The organism is Micromonospora sp. NBC_00362 (assembly GCF_026342155.1).
Taxonomy (GTDB): domain Bacteria; phylum Actinomycetota; class Actinomycetes; order Mycobacteriales; family Micromonosporaceae; genus Micromonospora; species Micromonospora hortensis.
The window spans coordinates 4,365,673-4,387,021 of record NZ_JAPENH010000001.1 but is presented as its reverse complement, the minus strand read 5'-3'; the positions used below and the strand labels follow the sequence as shown (position 1 = coordinate 4,387,021).

Genomic DNA, 21,349 nt, shown 5'->3' with positions numbered 1-21,349 from the left:
ACGCCCGCCGGACCCGAGGGTCCCGGCGGGCGTCGGACGCTGCGGTAGGGCTCAGCCGATGGTGAACCTCTCCCAGGTGCTGACGACCGGGCCCTTGGCGATCAGTGGCTTGCTGCCCGCGCCGTCGGCGCTGACGTACTTGTTGTTGACGGCGGCCTTGAAACTGACCGTGCCGTCGCTGCTGCGGACCATGGTGAACCGCTCCCAGGTGCTGGCCGTCGGTGCGTTCGCGATCAGCGGCTTGGCGCCCGCGCCGTCGGCGGACACGAAGCGGTTGTTGACGCGGGCGAGGAGGCCAACCTGCCCGTTGCCGAGATCCACCACGTCGAACCGCTCCCAACTGCTGGCGGTCGCCGCGCTCGCGATCAACGGCTTGGTCCCCGCGCCGTCGGCGCTGACGAAGCGACCGTTGACCCGGGCCTTCAAGGAACGGTTCGCATCCGGTACGACGACCTGGAGGAACTTCTCCCAGGTGCCGATGGTGGGCCTGCTGGCGCTCATGGCGAGCGTGCCGCTGGGGTCGGCAGTCACGTACTGGGTGGTGATGGGGGCCTGGAGGCTGATGGTGCCGTCGCCGTTGCGCACCAGCGTGAACATTTCGCGTACGTCCACGAGAACGCTGTCCGCGGTCAACGTGACGTGGTCGAACTGGGAGATGGCGACGTAGCGCCCGACCACCCGGGAGAAGAGGGCGACCTTGCCGTCGCCGGCGTCCGCCAGGTCGAACTGCGCAATGGTGCTCGGCTCGGCCTGGTTCGGTCGAAGGCCGAAGCCGGTCTGGTAACTCACGTAGCGGCGGTTGGACAGGGCGCGCAGACCAACGGTCCCGGTCGGCCGCAACATGCTGATCTGAGTATGGCGAGTATCCGACCGGCCGTCGGTGCCAGTGACCGTGACGGTGACCTGGTAGCTACCCGGGTTCGCGTACGTGTGCGAGGCGATCGGGCTCGACTGGGTGACGACGCTGTCGTCACCGAACGAGAACCGGTAGGACGCGATCGGATTGAGGCCGGGGGTGGAGGCGGACGCGTTCACGCTCACCGAGCGCGCCTGGATGTTGAGGGCGACGTCGAACGACACCACAGGGCTTCGGACAGTCTCCACGGTTCCACGGTCGGCGTACGTGACCGGGCCGGCGCCGGTGTTCGGCACGGTCAGGTCGTCGACGCGCGGCGAGCCGGCGTGGTCGAGGGTCGGGTAACCGGGGGCCGCCGAGTTCGCCGAGTCGATGTCGTCCCGGGCCTGTCCCGTCTCGCGGTCGTGCGCGGCCTGGCCGGAGGCGGCCCGGAACGCGGCGAGACCCATCCGGGTGTTCCAGGCGTAGATCTGCGGTGAGTCGTTGTAGTAGTGGTGGGCGTTGTTGTAGTCGACCACCGTCTTCCCGACGGCCCCACCGTAGACGCCGATCTCGACGCCGTCGAGGAACGCCGGCTCGCAGTAGCCCTGGTTGAAGTAGCCGTTCGTGACCAGCACGTTGTTCTGCACGGAAACGCCGGACGAGGCTCCGTCGACGCGGATGCCGTCGCGGCAGCGGTCCCTGACGGTGTTGTTGGTGATCGCCGTGCCGGTGGCCCCGTTGTTGTGCACGCCGTGGCCGCCGCCCCCGGAAATCACGTTGTTGGCCACCACGGTGCCGGCCGCGGCGGGCCCGAGCGCGAGCGCCGCGCCGGTGAAGCCGTCGATGCGGCCACCGACGTACGAGTTTCCCGGCCCGTCGATCCGGACACCGACCGTGTCGTCGGCAAGGAAGTAGTTGGCATAGCCCTGCAGTGTCGTTCCCTGGATGTCCACGTCACTGCTTGCGGCGTCCACTGTGATGCCGGCGGTGGAGGTCAACCCGGTGACGCTTGTCTTCGACACGCTCGAGCCGGTTACACCGGCGAACCGGATCACCGGCGACGTCGCGGGAGTGTGCAGGGCGTAGGTGCCGCCCCGGATGGTGATGCCCGAGGAGTTGCGCACATCCGCGGCCGGCACGTCACCCGACCCGACGACGCGGATGTTCTGAAGCACCACATCATGCTGGCCGTCGACGACGAACCCAGCCGATGCGCCGCCCAAGGAGGCGTTGATGGAGCTGCCCACGAACACGATCGGCTGTTGCGGAGTGCCGGACGAGGTGACGCTGACTCGCTCCATGTAGACACCGCCGCCGATGTCGACGGTCTGCCCGCCGGTGACGATCGCTGCCGCGGCGCTGATGGTGCAGAACGGCTGCGCCAAGGTCCCCGGGAACTGGTCGGAGCAGCCACCGGCGAGGTTCTGCCGGACGTAGAGGGTCGTCGGAGCGTCCGCCTGGGCGGGCAGCGCGGTGCCCACCAGGGCGCCGCCGGTCACCACGACGGTCGCGAAGGCGGCGAAGGAGGATTTACGCATGCGGGCCTCGAAGATGAGGAGGACCCGGCGACGCCGGGAGTCAGATAAGGCGATCCTGCATGATCAACAGGCGAGGCGCTGACCCGGGTGACAAAACGGCCACCCACCTCGTGATCGTCCTGGTCGCAGCGGATCGGAGCGGCCGGCAGGTAGACGTTCACGTCCTGTTCAGCGGCTGGCTGACCGCCCGTGAGGTTGTCGGGTAACGGTGACCGTCCGCACCCCCGAACGAGGTGCGTTCGATGCCACCTGCGTCCGGAACGGGGCCGGTAAGTGTTGGTGCTGTCTGTCGTCATTCCGATGTACAACGAGGCCGCTGTCATCCCGGCCCTCATCGCCCGGTTGCGTCCGGTGCTCGACGCGCTCAGCGTCGAGTACGAGGTGGTGGCCGTCGACGACGGCAGCCGGGACGACACCGTCACTGTGCTCTTCACCCACGCGCGGAGCTGGCCGCAACTGCGCCTGGTCCAGTTGCGCCGCAACAGCGGACACCAGGCGGCGTTGACCGCCGGGCTGTACCGCGCCCGTGGACAGTGGGTGGTCAGCCTGGACGCCGACCTGCAGGACCCGCCGGAGACGGTCGCGGAGATGCTGCGGGTGGCCCGTGAGCAGGGCGTCGACGTGGTGTACGGCGTACGAGCCGACCGCAGCTCGGACACCGTGTTCAAACGACGTACCGCGCAGCTCTACTACCGACTGATGCGCCGGCTCGTCGGCGCCGAGGTGCCCGCCCAGGCCGGCGACTTCCGGCTGGTCAGCCGGGAGGTGATCGAGGCACTGCGTGAGCTGCCCGAACGCACCCCGGTCTACCGGCTGCTGGTACCCGCGCTCGGCTTCGCCAGTGCGGAGGTGCGCTACTCCCGGGCAGTTCGGGCGGCCGGCGAGACGAAATATCCACTGCCCCGGATGATCGCGCTCGCCTGGGACAGCGTCGCCAACTTCTCCGCGGCGCCGCTGCGTCTCGCCACCTGGCTCGGTGCGATCAGCTTCCTGGCCTGTCTCGGCCTCATCGGCTTCGGCGTCGTGGCGTACCTGCGCGGTCTGACCATCCCGGGCTGGACGTCGACCTTCGTGGCGGTCCTACTCCTCGGTGGCGTGCAACTGGTCTGTCTCGGCCTGCTCGGTGAGTACGTCGGACGGATCTACGCGACAGTGCAGGGTCGACCGACGTACCACGTCGGAGCCGACTCGGCGGATACCGAGCTGTCCTCCCCGTTTCCCGCCGCACCGGTGGGTAGCGCCCGTGGCTGACTCGCTCGGACTGGTGGAACGACAGGCCCCAGCACCCGCGCCGCACCCGGCCCGACGACCCGCCCGGTCGCTGGGGTCCGCAGTGGTCGCGACCCTGCCCTGGTCGGTGCTCCTCGCCGCGTTGCCGGCCGCCTGGTCGTACACCGACGTGCCCGCCGTCGACGTGCTCCGCTACGTGGCCTACTGGTCGTTGGCTGTGGTGTTACCCGGCACCCTGGTGCACCGGGCGGTACGCGGTGGCCGCGGCAACCTGCCGGAGGACCTGGGCTTCGGCGCGGCCACCGGTCTGCTCCTCGAACTCGGCGCCTGGGTCGCCGCGGCGGCCACCGGTCAGCAGCACCTGCTGCGGTGGTGGCCGGTGCCCCTGGCGCTGGCCTTCCTGGCCGTTCCCCGGCTACGTCGGCACTGGCGGGTCGGGACCCGCCGGCCGCTTCCACTCGCCTGGCACTGGTCAGTCGTCGCGGTGCTGCTACTCGTGCTGCTGTGGGCCGTCGCGCAGTGGCGTCTGGTGCCGCTCCCGCCGGTGAACCACGGCTACTACCAGGATCTGCTCTACCACCTGTCGCTGGTCCAGGAGCTGACCCGGGACCTGCCCTTTCAACTGCCGCAGATGGCCGGCGAGCCGCTGCGCTACCACTACCTGTCCGACGCGCACATGGCCGCCGGCAGCATGATCACCGGCATTCCACCCGCGACGGTACTGCTCCGGCTGTGGCTGGCGCCGGTTGCCGTCGTCAGCGTGCTGGTCACCGCCGGCCTGGCCCGGGACCTGACCGGCCGCTGGTGGGCGGGCCCGGTGGCGGGCGCGGCGGCTGGCCTCGGCATGCCGGTGGCCGTCAACTCGGCCATCGCGGACGGCGCATTCGCGTTCTCCTTCTCCAGCCCGTCACAGACGTACGTCCTGCCACTGCTGGTGCTGCTCGCCGGCATCTGCGTCGACGCCGTACGCGGGCGCCCGCTGGGCGTGGCCTGGGCGCTGCTGCCGGTACTCGGGCTGGCCTGCGCCGGCGCCAAGTCCAGCGCGCTGCCGCCGCTGATCGCCGGCGTCGCAGTGGCTGTCGCCGCCACCTGGTGGCAGCAGCGACGGCGGGTGCCCTGGCCGGCGCTCGCGACCCTGCTCTGCCTCGTGGTGCCGATGGGCGTCGGCTATCTCCTCTTCGCCGGAGGCGGAGCGGGCACCCTGGCCCCACAGGCGTTCGCGTTCCTGCACGCGATGCCGCAGTACCGGGAGACCATCGGCGCGGGCGACGGGGTGCGCGGCGGCGGGCTGCTGCCGTTCGGTCTGAGCAGGGCTGGGGCGTCCGGTTGGCTGCTGACGTTCGTCCTGCTCGGCTGGTGGCTGCTGGTGCAGTTGCCCCGGCTGATCGGCATGCTGGTCCTCGCCGGGCCACGCCGTGCCGATCCGGCGCCCTGGCTGCTGTCGGGCGCGGTGCTCGCCGGCGCGGGCGGCATCTGGACCCTGCACCATCCGTCGCTGAGCCAGGTCTACTTCTGGCTGGACGTGCTCCCGTTCGGCGCCGTGCTCACCGTGTGGCTGCTCACCCTCGCCCGGCCGCCCTGGCCGGTGGCGGTGTCCGCCGCCGTGCTCGGTGTGGCGTCGTATCTCCTTGTGCCAATGATGCCCAGACCGGCCGCGACCATGACTGGATGGATGGGCGTCCTCGGCCGCTCGTACCTGCGGCTCGCGGTCCTTCTCCTGCTGGCCGCGCTCGTCGCGGTCGGAGTCCGTGCGCTGCTGGGTCGCCGGGACGGCGGCGGGCGGCGGCGGACAGTGGCGGTGGCGCTGGCTGGCGTCACGGCGGCGCTGCTGGGCGCGAGCGTCGCCCGGGGCGTCGACGGTGCCGTCCGGTACGTCCAGGTCGCACCGGGGTTGCCCGCGTCGGCCGCGCAGCCTTCCACAGTGACGGCAGCGGAGATGCGGGCCGCGTTGTGGCTGGACGAGCACGCCGCGGACGACGACGTGGTGGCCACCAACGTGCACTGCCGGCCGGTTCGAACCACCGCGCACTGCGACGCCCGCGCCTACTGGGTGACCGGACTGGGTGGGCACCGGACGGTGGTGGAGAGCTGGGGTTACACCGATGCCGCCCTTGCCGCCAACGGACGGCGGGGTCTCGGATACGTACGACAGGATCCGCCGGACCCGGCCCGGTTCGCGCTGAACGAGAGGGTGTTCCAGGCCCCCACCGCGGCCGACCTGGACCAGTTGCGCGTCGACTACCGGGTCCGTTGGCTGTTCGCCGACACCCGGGCCGGCGAGGTGTCGCCCGCGTTGGCCGGGTTGGCTGAGGTACGCCTCGTCTCCGGCAGCGTCACGGTCTACGAGCTGCGCTGACTGTGCCCTCGCACGACGGCGCCCGGTGGCCGGCAGGGTGCCGCCGGTCATCGCGATCGCGCCGAGGCCGGCTGGTAGCACACCGCCCGGCCGACAAACCGGCCAGCGTGTCCCACCGGCTCCGGTAGTGGCCTCGCGGCTGGGCGACCCGCCGGGTAGGAGAGAATGAGGCACGTGACGACGATCCCCAACGTGCTGGCCAACCGGTACGCCTCGCCCGAACTGGTCGCCCTCTGGTCCCCGGAGGAGAAGGTACGGATGGAGCGGCGGCTCTGGCTCGCCGTTCTCCGCGCTCAGCGCGACCTGGGTGTGCCCGTGCCGGACGGCGTTGTCGAGGCGTACGAGCGGGTGCTCGACCAGGTCGACCTCGCCTCGATCGCCGAGCGGGAGCGGGTCACCCGGCACGACGTGAAGGCCCGGATCGAGGAGTTCAGCGCGCTCGCCGGGCACGAGCACGTGCACAAGGGGATGACCTCCCGGGACCTCACCGAGAACGTCGAGCAGCTCCAGGTGCGCGCCTCGCTGGAGCTGATCCGCGATCGGGTGGTGGCCACCCTGGCTCGGTTGGCCTGGCTGGCCCACGAGCACTCCGAGCTGGTCATGACGGGTCGTTCGCACAACGTGGCGGCGCAGGCCACCACGCTGGGCAAGCGCTTCGCGTCGGCGGCGGAGGAGCTGCTGATCGCGTACGAGCGGCTGGAGGACCTGATCGCCCGCTACCCGCTGCGGGGGATCAAGGGGCCGGTCGGCACTGCCGCCGACCAGCTCGACCTCTTCGACGGCGACGCCGACAAGGTGGCCGAGTTGGAGCGACGGGTCGCCCAGCACCTGGGCTTCTCCCGGGTGCTGGACAGCGTCGGGCAGGTCTACCCGCGCTCGCTCGACTTCGACGTGCTGGCCGCGCTGGCCCAGACGGCCGCCGCGCCGTCGTCGCTGGCCACCACGATCCGGTTGATGGTCGGCCAGGAGTTGGCGACCGAGGGCTTCAAGCCGGGTCAGGTCGGCTCCAGCGCGATGCCGCACAAGATGAACACCCGCTCGTCGGAGCGGGTGAACGGCTTCGCCGTGATCATCCGGGGTTACCTGTCGATGGTCGGCGAGCTGGCCGGTGACCAGTGGAACGAGGGGGACGTGTCCTGCTCGGTGGTCCGCCGGGTGGCGCTGCCGGACGCGTTCTTCGCCGCCGACGGGCTGTTCCAGACGTTCCTCACAGTGCTCGACGAGTTCGGCTCGTACCCGGCGGTGATCAACCGGGAGTTGGAGCGCTTCCTGCCGTTCCTGGCCACCACGAAGATCCTGGTCGCGGCGGTCCGGCGGGGCGTCGGCCGGGAGGTCGCCCACGAGGTGATCAAGGAGCACGCGGTGGCGGTGGCCCTGGCTATGCGCGAGAAGGGCTCACCGGAGAACGACCTCTTCGACCGCCTGGCGGCGGATGGCCGACTCGGGCTGTCCCGCGCCGACATCGACACCCTGGTCGCCGACCGCAACGCCTTCGTAGGCGCCGCCCAAGCCCAGGTGGCAGCGGTGACAAGCCGCATCACCACAGTGGTAACCGCCCACCCAGAAGCCGCCACCTACAGCCCACCCCCAATCCTCTAACCCCCCACCCCCACCCCACCCCACCCCCCCCTCCCGGGTGATCAAGAGGTTTGCGTCATCTTCGATCTCCCTGATGACCGAAACCTCTTGATCAACAGGGGAAGGGCGGGGCGACGGGCTGGGCTGGGCGGTGAGGTCGGGCGTTACTCGCCGGTTGGGGTTTCGGCGGCGGTTCTCAGGTTGGGGGCGCTGGCGGGTTCGGCGATGCCGCCGGGCGACTCCGTGATGCCCGCGACCTCCGCGGTTCCCGCTGCGACCGCCGGCTGGTCGGCCGGCATGACCTCGGGCATCTTCTGTACGGCGACCACTGCCGTCCCGTACGCGCAGATCTCCATCCACATCTCGCCACAGTCCCGGCTGTCGAACCGCATGCCGATCACCGCGTTCGCGCCGAGCCGCAGGGCCTCCTCGCCGAGGCGGGCCACCGAATCGGTGCGCCACCGGGTCAGGTTGTCCGGGGCCATCGGGTCGTACGCGCCACCGCGCAGGTTCTTCACACCCTCGCGGTACGGGTTGCGCGTCCTGGCCATCGATGACACCACCTCACCGAGAATCTGGCGGATCTCGTAGCCGGGCAGTTGCTCTGTCGTCACGACCAGCACGTTTCCGATGCTGTCAGGAGTGGCGCGACCCGATCGTGTGCATTGTTCACCTGATCGGATGCTGCAAAACGACGCGGCGCGGACGGCCGGCACGTGGCCGACCATCCGCGCCGAGCGGGGCGCTAACCGTCAGACACCGGCCACCGAGGTGATCCAGGCCCGGTTGTACGCAACGCTGCCGTAGTTCTGGATGCTCGACCCGTCGGCGGTGGAGGCGACGCCGACCTGCTGACCGTTGTAGAACTGCGGGCCGCCGGAGTCACCGCGCCAGGCGTTGCCGTTGACCCGGGTGCTGCGGATCGCCTGGCCGCCGTACGCGTCGGTGGCGCTGTTGCTGGTCACCCGGACGGTGGCGGTCTTCAGTTGGGTCGACGCCGAGCAGCCGCTGTAGCAGGTCATGCCCCAGCCGTAGATCGAGTTCGTCGAGTTGATCGGCGGGTTGCTGCTGGCCAGGCTCACCGCGGAGGTGCTGACGGTGCTGGAGAGCCGCATGAGGGCGAGGTCGTTGCGGGTGTAGGTGGCGCTGACCGTGCGGGTGACCCCGCCGGAGGTGCGGTTCACGCTTCCGACGCGCACCGACATGGTGCCGCTGATGCAGTGCCGGGCGGTGAGCACCCACTGCGCGGCGATGACGCTGCCGGAGCAGGTGAACGAGCCGTTGCTGAGCACCGCGGCGGCCCACGGCGCGGACGAGACGGTGCCGCCGCCGATGATGGGCTGCGGGCCGGCGGGGGCGGCGGAGGCGGCGGACGTGACGCCGAGGGCGCCGATAAGCGCGGTGCTGAGTACGGCGAGCAGGGGGCGGATGCGCATCGGGTGGACTCCTTGGACGGGGCGCGCCCGGGGTCGCCGGGTGCGGATGGTGCCGGGCCGCGGGGATTCCCGGAGCCGGCGAAATCGACCTACGTCGATGTAGAGTAGGGCGCGACGCGATCGTTATCAAGGAGGTGATCGAGGTTGCCCAATGTAACGATTCGGCCACCCGCTGCGCCGTATATGTCCTGCTAGGGCCACCTGTCGCGCCTGACAGGTCAGACTGAGCGTCAGTAATGTCGATCACTGCCTGAACTGCACCCGGCCGGTGCGTCCGCGGCGATATCTGCCAGGTACGCTGGCTGCGCTCGCCCATTGTGGGTCGGCACCCAACTGCGTACACAGTCAGGAGTGCCCAGTGCCTCGCGTCGTCGTCGACGTCATGCTCAAGCCCGAGATCCTTGATCCGCAGGGCCAGGCCGTCGCAAACGCGCTGCCCCGACTCGGCGTCGGTGACGTCGCCTCGGTTCGGATCGGCAGGCGGATCGAGATCGAGTTCACCGGTGAACCGGACCTGGACCGCGCTCGGGAGATTGCCGACAAACTGCTCGCCAACCCGGTCATCGAGGACTTCACCGTCCGCCTGGTCGAGGCCGACGAGACTGCGGACGCCCGCTCGTGACCGCCCGGGTCGGTGTGGTCACCTTCCCCGGCTCGCTCGACGACGGGGACGCGGCCCGGGCCGTCCGGATCGCCGGCGCCGAGCCGGTCCGGCTCTGGCACGGCGACCCGGCTCTGCACGGTGTCGACGCTGTCGTCCTGCCCGGCGGATTCTCCTACGGTGACTACCTGCGGTGCGGTGCCATCGCCCGGTTCGCCCCGGTGATGGAGACGATCGTGGACGCCGCCCAGGGTGGTCTGCCCGTGCTCGGCATCTGCAACGGCTTCCAGATCCTCTGCGAGGCGCACCTGCTGCCGGGTGCGCTCACCCGCAACCAGCACCTGCACTTCCGCAACCGGGACCAGGTCCTGCGCATCGAGTCGGCCGGGACGGCGTGGACCAACGCTTTCCAGCCCGGCCAGGAGGTGCTCATCCCGGTCAAGAACGGCGAGGGCTGCTACGTCGCTGACACCGCGACGCTGGACCAGCTCGAAGCCGAAGGTCGGGTGGTCGCGCGCTACGTCGGCGGCAACCCCAACGGGTCCCAGCGCGACATCGCCGCGATCACCAACGCCGCGGGCAACGTGGTCGGCATCATGCCGCACCCCGAGCACGCGGTGGAGGCGCTCACCGGCCCTTCGCTGGACGGCCTCGGCTTCTTCACGTCGGTCCTCAAGCACCTGGTGGGGGCGCCGGCATGACCGGCGGCACGATCATCGGTCAGCTCAACCGCCGGCCTGGCGGGCACGAGCGCAGCGAGGAGAGGTCATGACCACCCATCCGGACCCGGTACGCGACACACCGGAGGCGTACTCCGCCCCGGCGCAGCCGGCCGAGCCGAACGCGGCGCAGCCGGTCGCACCGGCGACCGCTCCCGCCCAGCCGGCCGCCGCCGTCTGGACCGAGGGCGTGGACACCGTGCCGCGCGCCGGTGGCACCCCGGGCGAGCTTCAGCCGTACACCGAGCTTGGCCTGCGCGACGACGAGTACGACCGGATCCGGCAGATCCTCGGCCGCCGGCCCACGCAGTCCGAGCTGGCGATGTATTCGATCATGTGGAGCGAGCACTGCTCCTACAAGTCGAGCAAGGTGCACCTGCGTCAGTTCGGCGAGAAGGCCCCGCACAGCGACCGGATGCTCGCCGGCATCGGTGAGAACGCCGGTGTCGTGCAGATCTCCGACGAGCTGGCGGTGACCTTCAAGGTCGAGTCGCACAACCACCCGAGCTTCGTCGAGCCGTACCAGGGCGCGGCGACCGGCGTCGGCGGCATCGTCCGGGACATCCTCGCCATGGGCGCCCGCCCGGTCGCGGTGATGGACCCGCTGCGCTTTGGTGCCGCTGACCACCCGGACACCGCCCGGGTGCTCACCGGTGTGGTCGCCGGCGTGGGCGGCTACGGCAACTGCCTGGGCCTGCCCAACATCGGTGGCGAGCTGGTCTTCGACCCCTCGTACCAGGGCAACCCGCTGCTCAACGCGCTCTGCCTGGGCGTGCTGCCGGTCAGTCGGCTGCAGAACAAGGCCGCCGCCGGCCCGGGCAACGTTGTCGTCCTGATGGGCGCCAAGACCGGCCGCGACGGCATCGGCGGCGTCTCGGTGCTGGCCAGCGCCACCTTCGACGAGGGCAGCGAGGCGCGTCGCCCGGCCGTGCAGGTCGGCGACCCGTTCACCGAGAAGCTGCTGATCGAGGCCTGCCTCGAGCTGTACGACGCCGAGCTGGTCGTCGGCATCCAGGACCTCGGTGGCGCCGGCCTGACCTGCGCGCTCACCGAGACCGCCGCCGCCGCCGGCACCGGCATGCGGGTCTGGCTGGAGCGGGTGCCGCTGCGCGAGCCCTCGATGGACCCGCACGAGATCCTGGCCAGCGAGTCGCAGGAGCGGATGCTGCTGGTCGTCGCGCCGGACAAGCTCGACGCGGTGCTCAAGACCTGCGAGAAGTGGGGCGTCCTCGCCACCGCGATCGGTGAGGTCACCGCACCGGAGCCGGACGGCAGCCCGGGTCGACTGCTGATCACCTGGCAGGACCACCTGGTCGTCGACGTGCCGCCGGGTTCGCTTGTCGACGACGGCCCGGTCTACGCCCGGCCGATGCGCGAGCCGGCCGACCTGATCCTGCTTCAGGCCGACCGGGCCGAGACGCTGCCCCGCCCGGCCGACCCGGAGGCGCTGCGGGAGACCGTGCTGCGCATGATCGCGTCGCCCAACCTGGCCGACAAGAGCTGGGTCACCGAGCAGTACGACCGCTACGTGCTGGGCAACACAGTGCTCGCCCAGCCGGAGGACGGCGGCGTGATCCGGATCGACGAGCGCACCGGCCTCGGTGTGGCGCTGTCGGTCGACGGCAACGGCCGGTACGCCCGACTGGACCCGTACAACGGCACCAAGCTGGCCCTGGCCGAGGCGTACCGGAACGTGGCGGTGACCGGCGCGAAGCCGATCGCCGTGACCGACTGCCTCAACTTCGGCTCGCCGGAGGACCCGGGCGTGATGTGGCAGTTCGCCGAGGCCGTGCGCGGCCTGGCGGACGGCTGCCTGGAGCTGGGCATCCCGGTGACCGGCGGAAACGTCAGCTTCTACAACCAGACCGGCGCGGCGGCCATCCACCCGACCCCGGTGGTCGGCGTGCTGGGCGTGCTGGACAACGTCGCCGACCGGGTGCCGATGGGCTTCGTGCCGCGCGCCGGTGGCGACCACGACCAGCTCTACCTGCTCGGCGAGACGAACGTGGAGCTGTCCGGCTCGGAGTGGGCCTGGGTGACGCACGAGCACCTCGGCGGGATTCCGCCGCAGGTCGACCTTCTCCGCGAGAAGGCGCTCGCCGAGTTGCTGGCCGAGGCGGCCCGCGTCGGTCACCTCAGCTCGGCACACGACCTCTCCGACGGTGGCCTGGCCCAGAGCCTGGTCGAGTCCTGCCTGCGTCGCGGCGTCGGTGCCCGGGTCGCGGTGCCGGAGCAGTTCGCCGAGGGCTCGATGCCGTTCGTGTACCTGTTCAGCGAGTCCGCCACGCGGGCGCTGGTCTCGGTGCCGCGCGGCCACGACAAGGCGTTCGCGGCGCTCTGCGCCGAGCGGGGCGTGCCGTTCGAGCTGATCGGGGTCACCGACCCGTCCGGTGGTGCGCTCGAGGTGCACGGCCAGTTCCGGATCGGCCTGGACGAGCTGCGCACGGCGCACACCGAGACGTTGCCGCGCCTCTTCGGGGGCTCGGCGGCCGTCGAGGTGCCAGCGCCGGCCGCCGGTGTGGCGGGTGCGGTCGAGGCCGTCCCGCTGCCTGTCGCGCAGGCCGAGCCGGTCGACGCGGCGGCTGTGGTCTCCGAGCCGATCGCTTCCTCGGGTCCGTCCCCGGAGACCGGCGCGGTCGAGCCGATCGGGTCAGAGCAGCCGGGCGGGGCGTCCGAGTCTGACTCCGGTGTCGCCGAGCCGTCGCCTGACGAGCGCTGAGGCGTTGACGGCCGCCGTCTACGGCCAACCCGGATCGGGTGCCCGGTTCGACTGGGGGCTGACCGGGGCGGCCGAACTCGGCCGGGTCTGCGCGGCGCTGGTGGTGGTGGACGTTCTCTCGTTCACCACCGCCGTGGAGGTGGCGGTCGCCAGGGGCATGCGGGTGCACCCGTTCCCCTGGGGTGAGCAGGCCGCCGAGTACGCCCTCCGGGTCGGTGCGACCGCTGCGGTCGGGCGGCGGCAGACGACCACTGAACATCCGTGGTCGCTCTCGCCCGCCGCGCTGAGCACCGCGCCCGTGGTGGCCGACCTCGTGCTGCCCTCCCCGAACGGCTCCGCCATCAGCGCCGCCGCCAGCGCCACCGGCCTGCCGGTGGTGGCGGCGTGCCTGCGCAACGCACGCGCCGTCGGGCATTGGCTGCGCCGCCAGGGGTACGGCACGCTCGACTCCCCGATCGGCGTGATCGCCTCGGGGGAGCGGTGGCCGGACGGGTCGCTGCGCCCGTCGGTGGAGGACCAACTCGGCGCCGCGTCGGTGCTGGACGCCCTCTCCGGCGTGCCGGGTGGGCTCTCGGTGGAGGCCGCCATGGCGCTAGCCGCGCTGGCGAGCACCCCGGATCTACCCGCCGCGGTGCGCGGCAGCGTCTCCGGACGGGAGTTGACCGAGAGCGGCTTCGCCGCGGACGTGGACATCGCCGTCCGGATCGGCGTGTCGGACGTCGTGCCGGTGCTCCACCAGGGCGTCTTCTCCGCCGCCTGACCGCGCCCCGACCCCGCGCCCCGACCCCGCGCCCCGACCCCGCGCCCCGACCCCGCGCCCCGACCCCGCGCCCCGACCCCGCGCCCCGACCCCGCGGCGATCTTGCACTTTCTGTCCCGACGTAAGGGGCATTCCGCCCGTAAAGGCGACCGAAACTGCAAGATCGGCGCGGGGTCGGGTTTTTCTTGGGACAGCGAAACGGCCACCCGGATCTCCGGGTGGCCGTTTCCATGTGCTGTGGTGGGTCAGTCGTCCAGCCAGTCGAGGCGGCGACCGCCGCGCTCGGTCGGTGGCGGCGGCGGGGTGTCCGGTCGGTTCCGCCCAGCGGGCTGGCCGTAGCCGCCCTGGTCGTAGCCCCGGTCGTCGTAGCCGCCGCGCTGCTGCGGAGGCTCCTGGCCGTAGTTGCCGCCCTGGTCGTATCCGCCGGCGGGCTGGCCGTAGCCGCCCTGGTCGTAGCCCCGGTCGTCGTAGCCGCCGCGCTGCTGCGGAGGCTCCTGGCCGTAGTTGCCACCCTGGTCGTATCCGCCGGCCGGTTGACCGTAGCCGCCCTGGTCGTACCCGCCAGCCTCCGGAGCGCCGTACCCTGCGGTCGGCTCGGCGGCGCGACCGCCGTACGGGGCGGCATCGGGCTGGCCATAACCCTGCCCCTGCCCCTGCTCCGGCTGGTAGACGCCTGTGGCGTACGGGTCGGCCGGGGCCGGGTACTGGGTGCTGTCACCGGTGTACCGGCCGGTCGGCTCGTCGAACCGCTCGCCGTACGCCGCGCCGCCAGCGGGAGCCGGCGGGTAGGCGGCGGTGCCACCGGGGGCTTCGTAGTCACGACCGCCGTAGCCGCCACCGGAGGCTGGGGCGTTCCCGTAGCCGGCACCGGAGGCCGGAGCATTGCCGTAACCGGCACCGGGCGCGGCACCGTAACCGTCACCGGCCGCACCGGCGCCGTACCCGCCCTCCGGGCCGGCCGGAGCGCCGTAGCCGCCACCGGAAGCGGGGGCGTTGCCGTAGCCGCCGGCACCGTACCCGGCGGACGCGGGCTCCTCGCCGTAGCCGGCGCCGCCCCAGCCCTGCTGACCCGCGCCGCCGTACGCCTGGGCAGGCGCGCCGTACGGGTCCGGCGGAACGTCGTCGACCACCGGGCGGTGCATCATCGTCGGCGCCTCGCTCAGCGCCGCGCCGCCGACCATGGTCGGGTCCGCTCCGCCGCCGGGACGACCGCCGACCACCCGGGTCTGGTCGTCGGGGCCACGGAACCCGCCGCGCGAGGGCGGCACCACACCGCCGCCACCGGCAGCCGCCGGGGCGTCGTCGTCGTCGCCGTTCTCCCTGCGCTTCATCCAGAGCAGCACGATCGTGCCGACACCGGCGGCGACCAGGAGACCACCGAGCAGGATGATCAGGTACGAGCCGATGCCGCCGCTGTCCTCGTTGTTCGCGGCGTTCGCCGGAGCGCCCTGGCTGGCCTCCTCGGTGGGCTCCTCCTCGGTGCCCTCCTCGGTCGCCTCCTCGGTGGCGGTGGCCTCGGGGGTGGGGGACGGGGTGGCGCTGGGCGTCACCTCGACCTTGATCGCGAGGCTGATCCGTTGCCCGGTGACGGCCTGTCCGGCGGCAGCGTTGATGGTCTTGGTGGCCACCACGTTGTCGAAGCTCGCGCCCAGGTCGATCCGACCGGGTGCGATCGGCTTGTCGGTGGTGCCGGTGAAGCGGAAGTCGCCGCTTCCGTTGCTGGTGGTGTCGAGCTGCCGGCCGGTGCTGTCGCGCAGCATGACCACCGCGTTCGCGACCGCCTTGCTGTTGGCCTGCGAGATCACCTTGCCGGAGATCGACCGCACGGTCTGGTTCTGCGGCGGCGGCGGAGCGGCCTTGCCCTTGACGGTCAGCGAGACGGTGGCGGTGTCCGGGCCGGACTCGGCCTCGACGGCCACCGTGACGGTCGCTGTCGCGTCGCCAGCGTTGTCGTTGGCAGCGATCCGGACCAGCTGCGACCTCGCCTGATTACCCAGGCCGGGGAAGTCAACCTCGCCGCAACCGCTGGCGCATCGAACACCCGAGGGCAGGCCGGCCAGGCTGATCGTCGCCTTGTCGTCACCGTTACCCGGGGTGACACTTACGGTGATCGTGGCGTCGCTGCCGGCGTTTACTGTGATCGAGCCGGGAGAAACGCTGACATCTGCGGCCATTGCTGGTGTGGCGGGGACGGCGAGCAGAGCGCCGGCAACCAGCGCTACGACCACACCGGCCCGCTGCTTCCAGGCACGTCGGTGTGTTGACACGTCCACCGCCTTCCGGGCTGACTTCCCTCTGACCGGCGGGGCGCCGGGCCGGGGATCATCACGGTACGAATACGCCGTCGGCAACTATGCCTTGTCCGACTGCATGAGCGCGACCCAGGGCCAGCGTCGCGTGTCTGGCCTGAGGGTCGTATCGTCCCGTCGTGTCCTCTCCGCACAGTAAGTCCGCTGCCGTTGCAGCCGCGTTGTCGGCGCTCGACGAGGGGCGTACACCCGAACGGCCGGTGTTCCGGGAGGCGGTCCGGTCGTTGTTGGCCGTCCTCGCGGAGCGCGCCCCCGGCCGATCGGTGGAGGTGCGCGTTCCACCATACGGGGCGATCCAGTGCGTACCGGGGCCTCGACACACCAGGGGAAATCCACCAAACGTGGTCGAGATGGCCCCGAACACCTGGTTGGAGCTGGCCACCGGCAGGCTCGACTGGGCGTCGGCGGTCACCGACGGTCGCGTCCAGATGAGTGGCAATCGCGCGGACCTCTCGGCGTATCTGCCCCTCTAGTCGTCCCGATGTCCCACTGGCCGTGACGCTGAGCAGGGGAATCGTGACTTTCTGTATTGACGTCGATTCGCGTACACTGTCAGGCGATGACAGTGGTCCCGGCAGAGGAGAGTGGATCCGCCCGTGATCCCCGCCCGGCCGGTCCAGACCAGCATGAGGGAGCGGTAGGTGCCCCGAGGCGACGGCCGGCTGAGCCACGACCTTGACCCCCAACGACCTGGCCCCCAGGACGCCTGTGGCGTCTTCGGTGTCTGGGCCCCCGGCGAAGAGGTTGCCAATCTGACCTACTTCGGCCTCTACGCCCTGCAGCACCGTGGCCAGGAGGCGGCGGGCATCGCGGTGAGCGATGGCTCCGGCGTGGTGGTCTACAAGGACCTCGGCCTGGTGGCGCAGGTCTTCGACGAGCCCACCCTGGCCAGCCTGCGTGGTCACCTGGCGATCGGGCACGCCCGATACTCCACCACCGGCGCGTCCAACTGGGAGAACGCCCAGCCGACGATCCGGTCGACCACCTCAGGCACGACCATCGCGCTGGCCCACAACGGCAACCTGGTCAACACGGCCGAGCTGGAGAAGGAGGTCGCCGAGCGCGGCCTCATCGCCGACGGTTCGACGAACGACACCTCCCTGGTGACGATGCTGCTCGCCAGTCGACCGGATCTGTCGGTCGAGGCGGCCGCGCTGGAGGTGCTGCCGCAGCTGCGCGGCGCGTTCAGCTTCGTCTTCATGGACGAGGCGACCCTCTACGCGGCCCGCGATCCGCACGGTGTCCGCCCGCTGGTGCTCGGCCGCCTGGAGCGCGGCTGGGTAGTCGCCAGCGAGACGGCCGCCCTGGACATCGTCGGCGCCAGCGTGGTGCGCGAGGTCGAGCCGGGCGAGCTGATCGCGATCGACGAGAACGGGCTGCGCTCCACCCGGTTCGCCGCGCCGGAGCCGAAGGGCTGCCTCTTCGAGTACGTCTACATCGCCCGCCCGGACGCCACGATCGCCGGGCGCAACGTCCACTCGGCGCGGGTGCAGATCGGCCGGCAGTTGGCCAAGGAGCACCCGGTCGAGGCCGACCTGGTGATCCCGGTGCCCGAGTCGGGCACTCCGGCCGCCATCGGGTACGCGGAGGCGTCCGGCATCACGTACGGCGCCGGCCTGATGAAGAACCCGTACGTGGGTCGCACCTTCATCCAGCCGTCGCAGACCCTGCGTCAGCTCGGCATCCGGCTCAAGCTCAACCCGCTGCGGGAGAACGTCCGCGGCAAGCGGTTGGTGGTGGTGGACGACTCGATCGTGCGCGGCAACACCCAGCGCGCCATCGTGCGGATGCTGCGTGAGGCGGGGGCGCTGGAGGTGCACGTCCGAATCTCCTCCCCGCCGGTCAGCTGGCCGTGCTTCTACGGCATCGACTTCGCCACCCGGGCGGAGCTGCTGGCCAACGGGTTGGACAACGACGGCATCCGGCGCTCCATCGGCGCCGACACGCTGGGCTTCGTATCCCTTCCCGGCCTGATCGCCGCGACCGAGCAGCCGAAGACCAGGTTGTGTCGGGCGTGTTTCGATGGGGAGTACCCGATCGAGTTGCCAGCCGGCAACCTGATCGGCAAGCACGTGCTCGAAGGGGTGGGTCGACGCGTCGCCAACTCGGCGCCGGAGGCCCCGCACACCAACGGCTCGTCCGTCGCCACTCCGGGTGGCGTTACCGCAAACCGCCCGTAGCACCAACCGGCGCGGCCCGGCTACCGCCGGCGGCACCGAGAACCAAAGGGGAGAACCGTGACGCACGTGTCCGAGCGCAGCGGCGCAGGAAGCAGCCCGACCGGCGCCGGCGGCGACCGCCAGCCGTGGACGGGCGGTGCTGGCCGCCAGGCGCGCAAACGCTCGGTCTCGTACGCCGACGCCGGTGTCTCCATCGACGCGGGTGACCGCGCCGTGGAGCTGCTCAAGTCGAAGGTGCGGCAGACTCGCCGTCCCGAGGTGCTCGGTGACCTCGGTGGCTTCGCCGGCCTGTTCCGGCTGGACACGAAGAAGTACAAGAGCCCGATCCTGGCGTCCTCCACCGACGGGGTGGGCACCAAGCTGGTGATCGCCCAGCAGATGGACATTCACGACACGGTCGGCATCGACCTCGTCGCCATGGTCGTCGACGACCTGGTGGCCTGCGGCGCCGAGCCGCTGTTCCTGCTCGACTACATCGCCACCGGCGAGGTCGTGCCGGACAAGGTCGCCGAGATCGGCGCGGGCATCGCCGACGGCTGCCGCTACGCCGGCTGCGCGCTGCTGGGCGGGGAGACCGCCGAGCACCCCGGTGTCCTGCGTCCGGACGAGTACGACATCTCCGCGACCGGCGTGGGCGTGGTCGAAGAAGCCGACATCCTGAGCCCTGAGCGGGTCGAGGTGGGCGACGTGGTGATCGCCATGCGTTCCTCCGGCCTGCACTCCAACGGATACTCGCTGGTCCGCCACGTGCTGCTGGGCGCGGCCCGGATGCGTCTGGACATCGTGATCGACGACTTCGGTCGGCAGCGGACCCTCGGCGAGGAGCTGCTCACGCCGACCAAGATCTACGCCAAGGACTGCCTCAAGCTGATCGCCGAGGCCGAGGTGCGGGCGCTGTCCCACATCACCGGCGGCGGCATCCCTGGCAACCTGGTCCGGGTGCTGCCCGAGCACGTCGACGCGGTGGTCAACCGGTCCACCTGGAAGCCGCAGCCGATCTTCGACCTGATCCAGACGAAGGGTCGGATCGACGACCACGACATGGAGTCGACCTTCAACATGGGCGTCGGCATGTTCGCGATCGTCTCGGCCGAGGACGCCGACCGGGCGCTGGCCACCCTGACCGGCCGTGGCGTCGAGGCGTGGCAGGCCGGCGAGATCATCGAGGGCACCGGCAACGTGCAGATGGTCGGTCAGCACACCCGAGGATGATCACCCTCCGGTGATCGTACGGGCACCTGATCAGGGCTTCACCCGAGTGGCCAATGCCGCCTAGCCTGAAGGGCACCCTTCAGAGACGGTCGGGAACCCCGCCTCGCTCGCTCCGAGGCTTCCCGACCGCCCCTCAGGCTAGGCGAAGGAGGGCGATGGCTGCTCGGGGACAGTCGTTCAGCGGGATGCGCGGTCTGGCCGCCGTCCCGTCGTACGTCGTCATGCAGCCCACCACCCTCTGCAACCTCGACTGCACGTACTGCTATCTGCCGTTTCGCGCCGCCGACCGCCGGATGCCGGTGGCGGTGGCCGAGGCGGTCGCGGCCGCCGTCAAACCCTGGGCGGCGAACGGTCGGTTCTCCGTCGTGTGGCATGGCGGCGAGCCCCTGGCCGCTGGTCGAGAGCACCTGGCCGCTCTGATCGCCCCGTTCGGGCCAGAGGTCGAGCACCATGTGCAGACAAACGCCACCCTCATCGACGACGACTGGTGCGATTTCTTCGCCCGGCACGAGATGCGGGTGAGTGTCAGCGTCGACGGGCCCCGGGCGCGCAACGGTGACCGGGTCAACCGGGGCGGTCAGCCGGCGTACGACCGGATCCTGCACGGCATCTCGGTGCTGCGGCGGCGCGGTCTGCCCTTCTCCGCGCTGGCCGTGGTGTCCCGGCCCGAGCCGGGGCTCGCCACCGAGCTGTACGACTACTTCCTCGAGCTGGGCTGCGACGTGCTGGGCATCAACATTGAGGAGACCGAGGGAGTCAACACCCGCGACAACCGCCACGACCCGTCGAAGGTGTCCGCGTTCTGGGCGGAGTTGGTCGGGGCGTGGCGCCGGGAGCCCCGGATCCACCTCCGCGAGATCGAGTGGTCGTTGCGCTACGCCGCGGCGGTGCTCGACAACTCGGCGGACGGTGTGCTGCCCCGCCACCTGGACCCGATCCCGACCATCGGTCACGACGGCTCGGTGATCGTGCTCTCCCCGGAGTTGGCCGGTTTCACCGACCCCCACTACGGCGACTTCAGCAGCGGCAACGTGCTGACGACGCCGTTGGCGCAGATCCTCGGCAACGCGGCGACGACGCCGTGGGTGAGGGAGTTCCTGGCCGGGGTGGAGGCGTGTCGGGCGTCCTGCCCGTACTTCGGCTTCTGCGGTGGCGGCCATGCCGCCAACCGTTACTTCGAACTGGGGCGTTTTGACGGTACGGAGACCGAGCACTGCCGCAACAGCAAGATCCGCCTATTGGAGGGAGTGTTGGAGCATGCCCGAGACCACCAGTCACCGGCGGCCTGAGCGCGAAGCGGACGACGGAGTCACCGAACGGGTGCGGGACGCGGGTCCCGCGCTCGTCGTGCTGCTCCAGGAGGCCGAGGACGCACGGCGGCTGCGTTCGGAGGTGTCGGGCGCGGAGGATTCCAGCGCGGTCTGCGCCTGGAACCACTTCGAGAACATCCCGACGTTCTACAACTGGAACAATCGCCCGCGCTGAGGGAGCCGTTGTCAGGGGCCTGTCGAGCGACCGGAGTGGATCCGGTCGGGCCAGGCCCCTGATCGTCGGCTACTGCACCTGCACGGGACGTGCGTGAGCACGCGGGGGTTACCGCGTGCTCAGCTGCGCCGATAGGTCAGCGGGTCGGACGGACCCAGGGATCCGGATCGTCGTCCGCGTGATCCTCATCATCGTCGTCGACGAACTCTTTAGAGTCGTCGTCGAAGTGGTGCTCAGACTTACCAGCACCCGCCAGTTCGCGCTGCAAAGCGGTGAGGTCGGTGTTCGGGGAGTGGTACTTCAACTCCCGCGCCACCTTAGTCTGCTTGGCCTTAGCACGGCCGCGCCCCATGGCTCGACCCCCTCGCACAGAATGCGGGGCAGCCCG

At 70.9% G+C, this 21,349-nt stretch carries 17 protein-coding genes; 12 read left to right on the top strand and 5 right to left on the bottom strand.

The window, feature by feature from the left end:
• Positions 1 to 51: 51 nt before the first annotated feature.
• A complete protein-coding gene (locus tag OG992_RS20150; protein ID WP_266304032.1) occupies positions 52 to 2,376 on the bottom strand; it encodes a PKD domain-containing protein in 2,325 nt (774 codons plus the stop codon).
• 273 nt (positions 2,377 to 2,649) lie between these two features.
• On the opposite strand from OG992_RS20150, the gene OG992_RS20145 reads away from it, so the two are divergent.
• The 3 genes from OG992_RS20145 to purB all read left to right on the top strand — a co-directional run bounded on the left by OG992_RS20145 (position 2,650) and on the right by purB (position 7,561).
• Entirely contained in the window at positions 2,650 to 3,627 is a 978-nt protein-coding gene (locus tag OG992_RS20145; protein ID WP_323181901.1) for a glycosyltransferase family 2 protein, read from the top strand.
• Complete coding sequence (locus OG992_RS20140) at positions 3,620 to 5,962, top strand: hypothetical protein (protein WP_266304031.1); 2,343 nt, start codon at positions 3,620 to 3,622, stop codon at positions 5,960 to 5,962. The genes OG992_RS20145 and OG992_RS20140 overlap by 8 nt, the downstream gene beginning before the upstream one ends.
• 174 nt (positions 5,963 to 6,136) lie before the next feature.
• Positions 6,137 to 7,561: an adenylosuccinate lyase gene (gene purB / locus OG992_RS20135; protein WP_266304030.1), complete on the top strand. Its 1,425-nt coding sequence runs from the start codon at positions 6,137 to 6,139 to the stop codon at positions 7,559 to 7,561.
• Between the two features lie 143 nt (positions 7,562 to 7,704).
• On the opposite strand, the gene OG992_RS20130 is transcribed toward purB, so the two are convergent.
• Together OG992_RS20130 and OG992_RS20125 are read right to left on the bottom strand one after the other, a co-directional pair.
• The gene (locus tag OG992_RS20130; RefSeq protein ID WP_238685295.1) at positions 7,705 to 8,268 is read right to left on the bottom strand and encodes a YbjQ family protein; all 564 of its coding nucleotides are present in this window, start codon (positions 8,266 to 8,268) and stop codon (positions 7,705 to 7,707) included.
• 24 nt (positions 8,269 to 8,292) lie between these two features.
• A complete protein-coding gene (locus tag OG992_RS20125) occupies positions 8,293 to 8,976 on the bottom strand; it encodes a trypsin-like serine protease (RefSeq protein ID WP_238685296.1) in 684 nt (227 codons plus the stop codon).
• A 358-nt stretch (positions 8,977 to 9,334) separates the two neighbouring features.
• Between OG992_RS20125 and purS the strand changes: the two genes are divergently transcribed.
• From purS to OG992_RS20105, 4 genes are all read left to right on the top strand, one after another.
• Positions 9,335 to 9,598, top strand: a complete 264-nt coding sequence (gene purS / locus OG992_RS20120; protein WP_030491392.1) for a phosphoribosylformylglycinamidine synthase subunit PurS — start codon at positions 9,335 to 9,337, stop codon at positions 9,596 to 9,598.
• Positions 9,595 to 10,278 carry a phosphoribosylformylglycinamidine synthase subunit PurQ gene (gene purQ / locus OG992_RS20115; protein WP_266304029.1) on the top strand — a complete coding sequence of 228 codons (684 nt, stop codon included), beginning with the start codon at positions 9,595 to 9,597 and terminating at the stop codon, positions 10,276 to 10,278. The genes purS and purQ overlap by 4 nt, the downstream gene beginning before the upstream one ends.
• Positions 10,279 to 10,345: 67 nt before the next feature.
• Positions 10,346 to 13,015, top strand: coding sequence for a phosphoribosylformylglycinamidine synthase subunit PurL (gene purL, locus OG992_RS20110; RefSeq protein WP_238685298.1), 2,670 nt, complete (start codon positions 10,346 to 10,348; stop codon positions 13,013 to 13,015).
• Positions 13,016 to 13,019: 4 nt separating this feature from the next.
• A complete protein-coding gene (locus OG992_RS20105) occupies positions 13,020 to 13,775 on the top strand; it encodes a 2-phosphosulfolactate phosphatase (protein WP_238685422.1) in 756 nt (251 codons plus the stop codon).
• A gap of 245 nt (positions 13,776 to 14,020) precedes the next feature.
• Here OG992_RS20105 and OG992_RS20100 read toward each other — a convergent pair whose 3' ends face one another.
• A complete protein-coding gene (locus OG992_RS20100) occupies positions 14,021 to 16,042 on the bottom strand; it encodes a hypothetical protein (protein WP_266304028.1) in 2,022 nt (673 codons plus the stop codon).
• A gap of 161 nt (positions 16,043 to 16,203) precedes the next feature.
• Between OG992_RS20100 and OG992_RS20095 the strand changes: the two genes are divergently transcribed.
• The 5 genes from OG992_RS20095 (at position 16,204) to amcA (ending at position 20,961) form a co-directional block, all read left to right on the top strand.
• Complete coding sequence (locus OG992_RS20095) at positions 16,204 to 16,557, top strand: sterol carrier family protein (RefSeq protein ID WP_238685300.1); 354 nt, start codon at positions 16,204 to 16,206, stop codon at positions 16,555 to 16,557.
• A 168-nt stretch (positions 16,558 to 16,725) separates the two neighbouring features.
• Entirely contained in the window at positions 16,726 to 18,264 is a 1,539-nt protein-coding gene (purF, locus tag OG992_RS20090; protein WP_124853505.1) for an amidophosphoribosyltransferase, read from the top strand.
• Between the two features lie 57 nt (positions 18,265 to 18,321).
• On the top strand, positions 18,322 to 19,476 hold the full coding sequence (purM, locus tag OG992_RS20085; protein ID WP_196920530.1) for a phosphoribosylformylglycinamidine cyclo-ligase: 1,155 nt from the start codon (positions 18,322 to 18,324) through the stop codon (positions 19,474 to 19,476).
• A gap of 185 nt (positions 19,477 to 19,661) precedes the next feature.
• Positions 19,662 to 20,765 carry a cyclophane-forming radical SAM peptide maturase AmcB gene (gene amcB / locus OG992_RS20080; RefSeq protein WP_323181954.1) on the top strand — a complete coding sequence of 368 codons (1,104 nt, stop codon included), beginning with the start codon at positions 19,662 to 19,664 and terminating at the stop codon, positions 20,763 to 20,765.
• Entirely contained in the window at positions 20,734 to 20,961 is a 228-nt protein-coding gene (amcA, locus tag OG992_RS20075; RefSeq protein ID WP_238685302.1) for a multiple cyclophane-containing RiPP AmcA, read from the top strand. The genes amcB and amcA overlap by 32 nt, the downstream gene beginning before the upstream one ends.
• Positions 20,962 to 21,097: 136 nt before the next feature.
• On the opposite strand, the gene OG992_RS20070 is transcribed toward amcA, so the two are convergent.
• The gene (locus OG992_RS20070; protein ID WP_030332207.1) at positions 21,098 to 21,313 is read right to left on the bottom strand and encodes a DUF3073 domain-containing protein; all 216 of its coding nucleotides are present in this window, start codon (positions 21,311 to 21,313) and stop codon (positions 21,098 to 21,100) included.
• Positions 21,314 to 21,349 lie beyond the last annotated feature (36 nt).